Origin of the sequence: Mesorhizobium sp. M0016 (assembly GCF_040324035.1) — a bacterium.
Lineage (GTDB): Bacteria > Pseudomonadota > Alphaproteobacteria > Rhizobiales > Rhizobiaceae > Mesorhizobium.
Genome location: NZ_JAMYVM010000001.1, coordinates 506,744 through 518,871, shown reverse-complemented (window position 1 = coordinate 518,871; position 12,128 = coordinate 506,744). Strand labels below are relative to the sequence as shown.

General features: G+C 63.5%; 9 protein-coding genes. 6 read left to right on the top strand and 3 right to left on the bottom strand.

All coding sequences use genetic code 11. The features are described from left to right. The first annotated feature begins 46 nt into the window (after nt 1-46). From NKJ88_RS02485 to NKJ88_RS02475, 3 genes are read left to right on the top strand one after another with little or no spacing between them, the layout of a single operon-like run. Nucleotides 47-1,288 carry an acyl-CoA dehydrogenase family protein gene (locus NKJ88_RS02485; protein WP_352443505.1) on the top strand — a complete coding sequence of 414 codons (1,242 nt, stop codon included), beginning with the start codon at nt 47-49 and terminating at the stop codon, nt 1,286-1,288. Beyond that, nucleotides 1,209-1,493 (top strand): zinc-binding dehydrogenase, encoded by a 285-nt coding sequence (locus NKJ88_RS02480; RefSeq protein WP_196813644.1) that lies wholly within the window; start codon nt 1,209-1,211, stop codon nt 1,491-1,493. Before NKJ88_RS02485 ends, NKJ88_RS02480 begins: the two co-directional genes overlap by 80 nt. Nucleotides 1,494-1,504: 11 nt before the next feature. Further along, complete coding sequence (locus tag NKJ88_RS02475; protein WP_023825174.1) at nt 1,505-2,542, top strand: zinc-binding dehydrogenase; 1,038 nt, start codon at nt 1,505-1,507, stop codon at nt 2,540-2,542. A gap of 180 nt (nt 2,543-2,722) precedes the next feature. Here NKJ88_RS02475 and NKJ88_RS02470 read toward each other — a convergent pair whose 3' ends face one another. The 3 genes from NKJ88_RS02470 to NKJ88_RS02460 form a co-directional block, all read right to left on the bottom strand. Continuing rightward, nucleotides 2,723-5,854: an efflux RND transporter permease subunit gene (locus NKJ88_RS02470; protein ID WP_023704042.1), complete on the bottom strand. Its 3,132-nt coding sequence runs from the start codon at nt 5,852-5,854 to the stop codon at nt 2,723-2,725. Next, nucleotides 5,851-7,014, bottom strand: coding sequence for an efflux RND transporter periplasmic adaptor subunit (locus tag NKJ88_RS02465; RefSeq protein WP_352443504.1), 1,164 nt, complete (start codon nt 7,012-7,014; stop codon nt 5,851-5,853). The genes NKJ88_RS02470 and NKJ88_RS02465 overlap by 4 nt, the downstream gene beginning before the upstream one ends. Before the next feature lie 170 nt (nt 7,015-7,184). Beyond that, complete coding sequence (locus tag NKJ88_RS02460) at nt 7,185-8,012, bottom strand: MurR/RpiR family transcriptional regulator (protein WP_023832906.1); 828 nt, start codon at nt 8,010-8,012, stop codon at nt 7,185-7,187. A 147-nt stretch (nt 8,013-8,159) separates the two neighbouring features. On the opposite strand from NKJ88_RS02460, the gene NKJ88_RS02455 reads away from it, so the two are divergent. From NKJ88_RS02455 to NKJ88_RS02445, 3 genes are all read left to right on the top strand, one after another. After that, nucleotides 8,160-8,978, top strand: a complete 819-nt coding sequence (locus NKJ88_RS02455; RefSeq protein ID WP_352443503.1) for an N-formylglutamate amidohydrolase — start codon at nt 8,160-8,162, stop codon at nt 8,976-8,978. A gap of 23 nt (nt 8,979-9,001) precedes the next feature. Then, on the top strand, nt 9,002-10,609 hold the full coding sequence (locus tag NKJ88_RS02450) for an amino acid permease (RefSeq protein ID WP_023825178.1): 1,608 nt from the start codon (nt 9,002-9,004) through the stop codon (nt 10,607-10,609). A gap of 90 nt (nt 10,610-10,699) precedes the next feature. Beyond that, nucleotides 10,700-12,070, top strand: coding sequence for a glutamine synthetase family protein (locus NKJ88_RS02445; RefSeq protein ID WP_023671164.1), 1,371 nt, complete (start codon nt 10,700-10,702; stop codon nt 12,068-12,070). The last annotated feature ends 58 nt before the right edge of the window (nt 12,071-12,128 follow it).

Below are 12,128 nucleotides of genomic sequence, written 5' to 3'. Positions count from 1 at the left end.
TTGCCACGGGTAAAGTGCCCCAGATGCGTGAAAGGGTTGGAGACCGATGGCGGACATGAATCTCGGCATGACCGAGCGGCTGAAGCCGATCCACGCCCGCGTCGCCACCATGGTGCGCGATGAGATCATGCCGCTCGATCATGAGTTTTTGAGCGAGGTCGGCAAGGGCGGCGACCGCTGGGTCTACACCGCGCGGCAGACCGAGATCCTCGAGGGATTGAAGAAGACGGCCAAGGAGCGCGGCCTGTGGAATTTCTGGCTGACCGGGTCCGAGCGCGGCTATGGTCTCTCGACGGTCGAATACGCCTACCTCGCCGAGGAGATGGGCAAGGCGCATCTCGGCGCCGAGACCTTCAACTGCTCGGCGCCCGACACCGGCAATATGGAGGTGCTGGAGCGCTACGGCTCGGACGACCACAAGCAGGCATGGCTTGAGCCGCTGCTCGAGGGCAAGATCCGCTCGGCCTATCTGATGACCGAGCCGGACGTCGCTTCCTCCGACGCCACCAACATCGCCATGCGCTGCGAACGGCGAGGCGACGACTATGCACTCAACGGTGAGAAATGGTGGGCGTCGGGGGCCGGGGACCCGCGCTGCGCCATCTACATTGTCATGGTCCGCACCGGCGGCGAAGCCGAGCCGCAGCACCGCCGCCATTCGATGATCCTGGTGCCGTCCGACACCAAGGGCGTGATCAAGCTTCGACCGATGCAGGTCTATGGCGATGACGACGCGCCGCACGGCCACATGCACCTCCGCTTCGACAATGTCAGGGTGCCGGCCGGAAACCTGATCCTCGGCGAGGGCAGGGGGTTCGAGATCGCGCAGGGGCGGCTCGGCCCCGGCCGCATTCACCATTGCATGCGCGCCATCGGCCAAGCCGAAATGGCGCTGGAGCTGCTGTGCCAGCGCTCGGTGCGCCGCGAGGCCTTCGGCCAGCCATTGGCCAAGCTCGGCGCCAATTTCGATATCATCGCCGAGTGCCGCATGGAGATCGAGATGGCGCGGCTGCTCTGCCTCAAGGCGGCGTGGATGATCGACCAGGGCGATGCGCGCGCAGCCGCGCCCTGGATCAGCCAGATCAAGGTCATCGCACCGCGCGTCGCGCTCAAGGTCACCGACGAGGCCGTGCAGATGTTCGGGGCGCAAGGCATCAGCCAGGACACGCCGCTGGCACGCTCATGGACGCATCTGCGAACCCTGCGCCTTGCCGACGGGCCGGACGCGGTGCACCGCCGGCAGGTGGCGCGTACGGAACTCAGGAAATACACGCAGGAAAAGGTCTGAGCGGATGAAGGCCATTATCGCCCGCGATTTCGCGCCGCTCGACCAGCTCGTCCATGCCGACAATCTGAAGGCGCTGGTCGGCTGGCATCTCGCCGGCAAGGTTCGGCCGGCCATCGAAGGCACTTATCCGCTGGCCGATGCCGCCGCCGTGGTGACGCGCGTGCTTGGCCGTGGCGCATCCGGCAAGCTCATCCTCAAACTGTAAGGAGCCCCGCCATGGCGATCCCCTCAGACATGAAAGCACTGCTGCTGACCGGCGACGGCTACACCAGGACGCCCTCCGGCAGTGCGCTGGAGGCGATGGAGCCGTACCTCAAGCTTGGCAGCATCGGCGTGCCGACGCCCGGACCGAGCCAGGTTCTAATCAAGGTCAGCCTCGCCTCGATCAACCCGTCCGACGTCATGTTCATCAAGGGCCAGTACGGTCAGCCGCGCGCCAAGGGCCAGCCGGCCGGCTTCGAGGGTGTCGGCACGGTCGTTGCCAGCGGCGACGAGCCCTATGCGAAAAGCCTGATCGGCAAGCGCATCGCCTTCACCACCGGCGTCACCAATTGGGGCGCGTGGGCGGACTATGCAGTTGCCGAAGCTGCCGGCTGCATTCCGCTGCTCGACACGGTCCGCGACGAGGATGGCGCGGCGATGATCGTCAACCCGCTCACGGCGCTCGCCATGTTCGACATCGTCAAGGAGACGGGCGAAAAAGCCTTCATCATGACCGCCGGCGCCAGCCAGCTTTGCAAGCTGATCGCGGGTCTCGCCAAGGAGGCTGGGTTCCGGCCGATCGTCACCGTGCGCCGCGACGAGCAGATTCCGCTGTTGAAGGAGATCGGGGCTGCCCATGTGCTCAACGAGAAGGCGCCGGATTTCAAGGCAGCACTACGCGATGTGGTCAAGGCCGAGCAGCCGCGCATCTTCCTCGATGCCGTGACCGGGCCGGTGGCCTCGGCGATCTTCGACGCCATGCCGAAGCGCTCGCGCTGGATCATCTATGGACGGCTCGATCCGGACACCACTGTCATCCGTGAGCCCGGCCAGATGATCTTCCAACACAAGCACATTGAAGGCTTCTGGCTGGTCGAATGGATGCGCCAGTTCCGCGACAAGCGCGGCCCGGCGATCATGGAAGCACAGAAGCGCTTTTCGGATGGGCGCTGGTCAACCGACGTGACGGCGGTGCTACCGCTGGATGAGGCGATGGCGAAGGTCCCGGCGGAGCTGGCCAAGCCGAACGGGAAGGTGTTTATCAGGCCGTGACTTTCTACCCTCCCCCTTGTGGGGAGGGTCGACGAAGAGCAATTTTGCTCTTTCGTCGGGGTGGGGTCTTGGCTCCTACCTCTGTTATTCGCGGGAGCGCTGGACCGACGTTAGTTGGCGCTGCACCCCCACCCCGGACCTGCGGTCCGACCCTCCCCACAAGGGGGAGGGTAAGCGGAGCTACTCCGCCGGCTCGACATTGGCGTACGCCGCTTCCTCAAGCTCCCGCTTCAGCCTCGCTTCCTCATGCGTCTTCGGCGTGACGAAGCGGCCGAGCAGGAGGTAGGCGACCGGGGTCAGGAAAAGCGTCGAGACGGTGGCGAGACCCAGCCCGCCGACGATGACCCAGCCGAGCGCGATGCGCGCTTCGGCACCGGCGCCGGCGGCCAGCACCAGCGGGACCCCGCCGAGGATGGTGCAGATCATCGTCATCATCACCGGCCGCAGGCGGATGATCGAGGCCTGCTCGATCGCCTCGCGCACGCCGAGGCCGCGGTCGCGCAGCTGGTTGGCGAATTCGACGATGAGGATGCCGTTCTTGGCCATGACGCCGACCAGAAGCACGAGGCCAATCTGGCTGTAGGCATTGAGGCTGGTGCCTGACAAAAGCAGCGCAAAGATTGCGCAGGCGAGGCCGAGGGGGACCGTCGCCATGATGATGACGGCGCTGACGAAGCTTTCGAACTGGGCGGCGAGCACCAGGAGGATGATGACCAGCGCGAAGCCGAAAATGGTGATCATGGCGCTGTTGGTCTCGCCGAGCGTCGCGGCTTCGGCCAGCGGCAGGACTCGGCTGCCCGGCGGCAGCAGCGGGGCGGCGATCTGCTCGGCAACGCCGAGCGCGTCACCAAGTGCGAAATTGCCGTTCAGGTTCGAGGTGATCGCCACCGAAGGCTGCTGCTGTTCGCGGGTCAGCGACGGCGGCACGGCGCGCTCGGTCAGCGTGGCGATGGTCGACATCGGCACGAAGCGGCCGTCGGCGGTTTTCAGGAAGATGTTTTCCAGATCGGTCGGATCATTGATCGGGTTGGTGGTCGAGACCAGCTTCACGCCATAGCTGCGGTCGGCGATGTAGACATCGACGACATCGTTACCGTCGAGCATCGCCTGCAAGGTGTTGGCGAGCCCCGATATGTCGATGCCGAGATCGGAGGCGCGCTCGCGGTCGATGGCCACCGCCAACTGCGGCTGCGTCGGGTCGATGGAAAGCCGCGGCGTCTGGAAGCGCGGATCGGCCTGCATCCGGGCGATGATCTTCACCGCCGCGTCGCCGAGCGCCTTGCGGTCGTTGCCGACCAGCGCGAATTGCAGGCCGTTGCCGGCGCCGCGAATACCGAGGCTATTGGCCTGCACCGGGAAGATGCGCACGGATGGCACCTGCCGGGTCAGCTGGCTTATCTGCGCCATGATCTCCTGCTGGCTGCGCGTGCGCTCGTCCCACGGCGCCAGCGTCATCACCATGAAGCCGGAATTGTAGGCGCCGTTCTGGCCGGCGTTTTCGAACGTCGAGACGATCTCGCCGGAATCGCGCAGCGGCTGGATCAGCCGCTCGATCTTCTGCATCTGCTGCGTGGTGTAATCGAGGCTGACGCCTTGCGGCGCGTTGATGCGCAACAGCACGACGGCGCGGTCCTCGCTCGGCGTCAGTTCCTGGCGGATGGTGCCGAACAGGCTGAAGGCGACGCCCGCAAACAGCACCGCAACCAGCAGCACGATCCACGGCGCGCCGAGGCAGGCATGCAGGGCGCGCTTGTAGGCCGCGTTCAGCGCGCCACCGACGCGCGCGCCAATGCCGTGACCGCCTTCATGGTGGAGCGATGCGCCGGTCAACATGCGCGAGGCCAGCATCGGGCACAGCGTCAGCGCCACCACGCAGGAGAGCAGCACCGACATGGCGAGGACGAAGCCGAATTCGCGAAACAGGCCGCCGGTCTGTCCCGGCAGGAAGGAGATCGGCACGAAAACGGCAACGAGCGTCAGCGTCGTGGCGATGACTGCGAAGAACACTTCTTGGGCGCCGAGCACGGCGGCGGCACGAGGCCCCATGCCTTCGTTGCGCCGTCGCACGATGTTTTCCAGAACGACGATGGCGTCGTCGACGACAAGGCCGGTTGCCAGCACCAGCGCCAGAAGCGTCAGGATGTTGATGGAGAAGCCGGCGAGATAGATGGCGGCGATGGTGCCAATCATGGCGACCGGCATTGACAGACCAGGGATCAGCGTCGCGCGCCAGTCGAGCAGGAAGATGTAGATGACGATCAGCACCATGGAGATCGACAGGCCGAGCGCGATCTCGACCTCGTGCACGGCGCCGTTGACGAAGACTGCGTCGTCGCTGGTGATCTTGATCGACATGCCCTTGGGCAGGTTTTCCTGCAGCTTGGCGACGGCTGCCTTCACTCCGGTGGAAATATCCAGCGTGTTCGATTCCGCCTGGCGGATGATGCCAAGGCCAATGCCGGTCTTGCCGTCGGAGCGCAACGAGGTCTGGCCGATGTCGGGACCGAGCGTGACGGTGGCGACGTCGCGGATGCGCGTCGTGCCGCCGATGATGATGTTTTCGAATTCTTCCGGCGTCGTCACATCGGCCGTGGTGCGGACGATGAGATCCTGGTTGGTGGTGGTGATCGAACCGGCTGGTGAATCGAAAGCGACCGACGCAAGCGCTGCCCTCAGATCGGCCACAGTGAAGCCGAGGCTGGCGAGCTTGTTCTGGTCGACATCGATGCGGAAGATCTTGTCGCGGTCGCCATAGACCTGAACGTCGGCGACGCCGGGCACGGCAGCCAGTTCGTCCTCGATCTGGTCCTGGACGATCACCGTCATGTCCTGCACCGACATGGTGTCGGAGGTGACGGCCAGTCGCATCACGGCATCGGAATTGGCGTCGGCCTTGACGATGCGCGGCGGGTCGGCGGTCTCCGGTATCATGTTGGCGACACGGCCGACCGCGTCGCGCACGTCGGAGGCGGCGACGTTCAAATCGACGCCGTCGTTGAACTCGATGGTGACGCGGCTCTGGCCGAAGGAAGAGGTCGACGAGATCGACTTGACGCCGGAGACGCGGGCGACCGCGCCCTCGATGGTGTCGGTCAGTTCACGGTCGACGGTTTCGGCGGCGGCACCCTCGAAAGCCGTCGACACGGTGACCACGGCGCGGTCGACATCGGGCAGTTCGCGGATTTCGACGCCGTAGAAAGCGGCAAGGCCGGCCACTGCGATCAGCGTGTTCAGCACGAAGGCCATGACCGGCCTGCGGATGAAGAGAGCGGTGAAGCCGGTTTCGCTGGCGGTGCTGACAGGCGCGGTCATGAGCCTTCGGCCGCGTCCGCGGCGCGCTGATCCTGGCCGGCGATGCGGACCGCGCCGCCTTCGCTGACGCTCTGGGTGCCCTCGGTCACAACCATGTCGCCATCCTCGATCTCGGCGTCGATCAGCACCGTCTCGGTGTTGCGCTGGATGATGCGCACGGGAACGCGCCTGGCCTTGCCGTCCTCGATCTGCCAGACATAGGCGCCGTCGGAACCCCACAGGATCGCCAGCGGGCTGACGGCCGGGTAGGTGTCGCCGGGGAAGCGCATGGTGATGCCGAACGACATGCCGGCGCGCAGCGAATCCGCTGGATTGGCGATTGCAGCCTTGACCAGCAGAGTGCGGCTCTTTTCGTCGATGTGGTTGTCGATGGCCGACACAGTGCCGGTATAGGCCTTGCTCGGATTTGCGATCGGCGTCGCCGACAGTTGCGCGCCGACCTTGACGGCGGCGGCGAAGCGCTCGGGCACCAGGAAATCGACCAGGATGGAGGAGCGGTCGTCAAGCGTGGCGATCGCCGACTGGCTGGTGACGTAATTGCCGGCCGATATCGGCAGGATGCCGACCGTGCCGGCGATAGGGGCGACGATCGAACGACGCTGCAAGGCGAGTTCGGCATCCTGCAGCGCCAGTTTGGCGCCGGCCAGCACCACTTGGGCATCGGCGACGGCGACCGGGGTCGCGGCGTTGGAGGCCCTCAATGATTTCACCCGCTCGAGCTTGTCATGGGCATCCTGCAAGGCGAGCTTGGCACGATCTTGCGAGATCACCTCGGTCTCGGAATCGAGAACAGCGATGATCTGCCCCTTGTCGACGCGGGTGCCGGACTGGACGAGGAATTCAACCAGCCGGCCGGAGCTGTACGGGTTGACCGTCACCGAGGCGTTGGCGCGGCCGGTGCCGATCGCCTGCAGGCGATCGTTGATGGTGGCGGTGGCCGCAGGCAAGGCGACGACATTTGCCGGGCGGCCGGCAGCGTTGCGGCCGCCTGCCTGTTTTGTCGTGTCGACCGCACCGGTTGTGGCGGGCGCCGAAGCATAGGTCCAGTCGATGCCCCAGCGTGCCAGAACCTCCGGCGCGCCCGGGAAGAATCGCGCCCAGGCGAGGACAGCCGCAACCAGGATCACAAGCGCAAAAACGATCTGTTTCCAGGCGACCATCGACACTCCGGTTGGCAAAACGTCTACCGGTTTCACCAAGCAAAAAACGCGCAGCGACGCACCCGGTATGTGCGAAGCCGCCGCAATATCATGGCTTTATGGCAATTCTGCCGCTTCCATGCACATTAAATCTGCGTAATTTTGCGCACCTGCGGCCGGGATTGAGCGTGTCAGCGCAGGCTTTCCAGGTCGCGGATGCGCCTGGCGCTGTCGGCCTCGAGCTGCCTGGTGACGGCGCCGATCAGCGTCTCGGCGACAACGAACAGAGCGGCGGAAGAGTCCCACGCCGAAGGCACGGCGGTGCGTCCGGCAATGACATGGCGGGCGAAGCGGGCGATCGGCGATAGCCACTGGTCGGTGAACAGCACGATCTGCACGCCGCGCTGATGCGCGGTCTCGGCAAAGCGGACCAGACTGTCCTGGTAGCGCCTGATGTCGAAGATCACCAGCACGTCGCGCTTGCCCATGTCGATCAGCCGGTCGCGCCAGATGCTCTCCTGGCCGGCGAGGTGATAAACGTCGGGCTGGATGATGGCGAGGTGGGCGGCCATGTAGCGCGCCAACGGATCGGTGAAGCGGCCGCCGATCAGGAATGTCTTGCCGCGCCGTTCGGCGAGCCTTGCGGCGATGTCGGCAAGCTGCCTGTCGGAGAGATGCCTGAAGGTCTCGCGCATATTGTCCAGCGTCGCCTCCAGCATTGGCGACACGGCACTGCTGCCTGGCGAGGCCGGATTGAGCGTGCGCGATGCCGGCGACTGCAATTGCGCCGCCAGTTCGTCCTGCAGCGCCGACTGGAACTCGGGATAGTTCTGGAACCCTAGCCTCGAGACAAAGCGCAGGATTGTCGGCGACGATACGCCGGCGGCGGTCGAGAACTCGGCGACCGTCTTCAGCCCGATCAGCGGATAGTTGGCAATCAGTGTCTGCGCGGCGCGGCGCTCGCCGGCCGGCATCGTGCCGATGCGGTCCGAAATCAGTTCGGCAATGCTGGAAATCATCGTTTTCCCCACCCCTGAGCCCGTCCAGACCGCTTCCCTGAAATCGCGTTTGACAAAGCCGGACAAACTGTATGAAATCATCCACAGGGACGCAATGAGGCAAAATACGTAACATAAGATACAGCGCTCCCCAGGGGACGGCAGACTATGGAGAGAGCACGGCCCGCCAGCCTTGCATCGTCTGATACCGTAGGGGTGACGAACCCCGGCGGGTCCAGCCCTTTCGTGCTGACCTGCGACCACGCTTCCAACTTCCTGCCGTCGGCATTCGGCACGCTTGGCCTGCCGGCCGAGGACCTCTCCCGCCACATCGCCTGGGACCCCGGCGCGCTGCCGGTGGCCCGCCGCATCGCGACCGCCCTCGATGCGACGCTCATCGAAACCCGCATCTCGCGCCTGATCATCGACTGCAACCGTCCGCTCGACGCACCGGACCTGGTGCCGCCCGTCAGCGAGACGACGGCCATTCCGGGCAATGCCGGCCTGTCGGACAGTGAGCGCGCCGAGCGCATCGCTTTGTCGTGGCGGCCGTTCCACGACACGATCGCATCGATCATCGACGACCGGCAGGCGCGTGGGCAGGAGACCCGTCTGGTGTCGGTGCATTCCTTCACCCCCGTCTACAAGGGCAAGAAGCGGCCCTGGCATATCGGCATCATCCATGATGACGACCGCCGGCTGGCGTCGCCGCTGATAGCGGCGCTGCAGCGGCTCTCCGGCGTCAGTGTCGGCATCAACGAGCCCTATTCGCCGGCCGACCGCGTCTATTTCACTTTGGAGCGCCATGCACGCTCGCGCGGCCTTGCCTGCGCAATGATCGAAATCCGCAACGACGAGATCTCCGGCGAGACCGGGCAGCGGAAATGGGCGGATCTGCTCACAGGCATTTTTTCTGACCTGAAACCCGAGGAGGCCAAGGGTTCCCGGCGACACGCAATGGGAAAGTCAGTTCAATCGGCCAGCTAAGAACGTTAAAAAGGGGACTTCAAATGGCAGCACCGATACACACGGACACATCGGAGGACGTGAAGGTCCTTCACAGCATGGGCTACGCCCAGGAACTATCGCGGCGCATGGGAGCATTCCAAAGCTTTGCGATCTCGTTTTCGATCATCTGCATCCTGTCCGGCGGGTTTGGATCATTCCCGATCGCGCTTTCGACGGGCGGTCCATTCTCACTGACCATCGGCTGGATCATCGGCAGCGCGTATGCGCTTGTCGTTGCGGCCTGTCTTGGCCAGATCGCGTCAGCCTACCCGACGGCAGGCAGCCTGTATCACTGGTCGTCAATCCTGGGCGGCCGGTTCTGGGGTTGGGCAACGGCCTACGTCAATCTGCTGGGACTGCTGTTCGTCATCCCGGCCGTGAATGTGTTTCTCTATCTCATCACGCGTGATCTGTTCTTCGGTTCGGTACTCGGCTGGGACGTCTCCGGCTGGGGGATGGGGACGCAAATTCTATCGGTCGCCGTCATCACCGCGGCGCAAGCCCTGCTGAACCACTTCGGCATCAGGCTGACGACCATACTGACGGATTTCTCCGGCTACCTGATCCTCGGGGTCACCGTCATCCTTATCATCATGTTTCTGATGGCGGCGCCAAGCCTGGACATCGGCAAGGCGTTCACCTTCGTAAACAACACCGGGGCTTCTGGTGGTGGCGTTTCCCCGCAAACCGGTCCATTGATGGCGATCATCATCGGCCTTCTCTATCCGCTGTTCACCATTACCGGCTTTGACGCGTCCGCACACACGGCGGAAGAAACAGTCAATGCGCGCGACACGGTGCACAAGGGCATGCTGCATTCAGTCTTCTGGTCCGGCGTGTTCGGTTTTGTGCTGATCCTTGTCATGATCATGGCCATCCCGGATCTGAATGCCGCCGCCGCCTCCGGCTGGAGTTCCTTCAACAATCTCTTCATCGCAGCCATCATGACGTCGTTTATCGGCAAGTTGATGCTGATCGGTGTGATCATTTCCAACTTCCTCTGCGCATTAGCCGCCGTGACGTCCACATCACGGATGATCTATGCGTTTGCGCGTGATGGTGGCTTGCCATTCTCGGGCCTGCTGAGCTCGGTCAGCCCGACATATCGCACGCCGGTGGCGGCGATCTGGTTCTCCGCCATCATGGCGGTCGTGTTGACCGCCGTGACGACGCCACTCAATGCCTTTGCCGCGCTCTCGACCGGCTGCGCTATGTATCTCTACATTTCATATGCAATGCCGATTGTTGCGGGTTTCTTTGCCGAAGGAAAAACCTGGACCACCTTTGGCAGCTTCCGTCTGGGCGGTTTGTCAAAAGTCTTCGCGGTCATTGTCATGATCGGAACCGTCCTGGTCACGATCGGTGGTCATGCCTTCGTCGTGTCGATCCCCGGCACACCGGGCGACGCTGCCGCCAATCCGCCGGTTGCCGCCACAAGCTTCGTGCCGGGCCTGTGGTACTATTCGGTTGGCTTCGCCATCATCCTGGCAATTCTTTGGTTCGCCATTGAAAACCGGCGTTTCCAGGGTCCGCCAATCGGCGAGGCGGCAATCGCCAAGCGCAAGGCGATCATTGCAGCCGCTGAAAAGGCTGTCGGCGAATCTGCCTGAGCAACAATCAAAGCCGTGGCGAGTTCGATAGCCACGGCTTTTTCCCTTTCAAAGTGACAAGCCCAAGCGGCTAGCTGGAGTGCCAAAGGAATGGCCGGAAATTTCTCGTTCGATCAGTTGAAGAAAGCGGTCTCCAATGGCGAGATCGACACGGTGCTGGCCTGCATCGTCGACATGCAGGGGCGGCTCGCGGGAAAGCGTTTCCTGGCGCAGTACTTTGTGGATTCTGCTCATGACGAGACGCATGGCTGCAACTATCTGCTCGCCGCCGACATCGATATGGAGCCGGTGCCGGGCTACAAGGCGGCAAGCTGGTCGAAGGGCTATGGCGACTTCGTCATGAAGCCGGACCTTGCCACGCTGCGGCGGATTCCGTGGCTGGAAAAGACCGCGCTGGTGATCTGCGACGTGCTCGACCACCACACCCATGACGACCTTCCGCATTCGCCGCGCGCGATGCTGAAAAAGCAGGTCAAGCGGCTCACCGAACGCGGCTATATCGGCTACTTCGCCTCCGAGCTCGAATTCTACCTGTTCAACGAGACCTATGATTCCGCCCGCAAGAAGCACTGGCAGGGGCTCGACACCGCGTCGCCCTATATCGGCGACTACCAGATCGGCATCACCACCAAGGAAGAAGGCGTCATGCGCCGGCTTCGCAACGAGATGGAAGCGGCGGGCATTCCGATCGAAAACTCCAAGGGCGAATGGGGCCCGGGGCAGGAAGAGATCAATGTGCGCTATGCCGAGGCGCTCGACATGGCGGACCGCCACGTCATCCTGAAGAACGGCGCCAAGGAGATTGCCGAGTCCGAAGGCAAGTCGATTTCCTTCATGTCGAAATACAATTACGGGCTCGCCGGTAATTCCAGCCACATCCACAATTCGCTGTGGAGCGCCGATGGCAAGACGCCATTGTTCTTCGACAAGAAGGCGGACTGGACTTTGTCCACGCTTGGCCAGCAATGGGCGGCTGGGCAACTGAAATATGCCAGGGAGTTTACCTGGTTCCTGGCTCCCTACATCAACTCCTACAAGCGCTTCCAGGCCGGCACCTTCGCACCGACCAAGATCATGTGGAGCGAGGACAACCGCACCGCCGGCTTCCGCCTGTGCGGTGAGGGCACCAAGGGCATCCGCATGGAATGCCGCATCGGCGGCGCCGACCTGAACCCCTATCTCGCTTTCGCGGCGCTGATCGCCGCCGGCCTTGCCGGCATCGACGAGAAGCTCGAACTGCAGAAGCCGTTCGTCGGCGATGCCTACCAGGCCTCGCGCCTGCCGGAGATCCCGAAGACGCTGCGCGACGCCACCGAGACGCTGGCCAAGTCGAAGATGCTGAAGCAGGCGCTCGGCGACGATGTGCTCGAACATTATGTCCACACCGCAAAGTGGGAGCAGTTCGAATACGACCGCCGCATTACGGATTGGGAACTGCACAGGGGGTTCGAGCGGTATTAAAACTTTATACAGCTTTAATGTTGACAATGTAGTGAAGTTAGTACCATATGGTACCTGT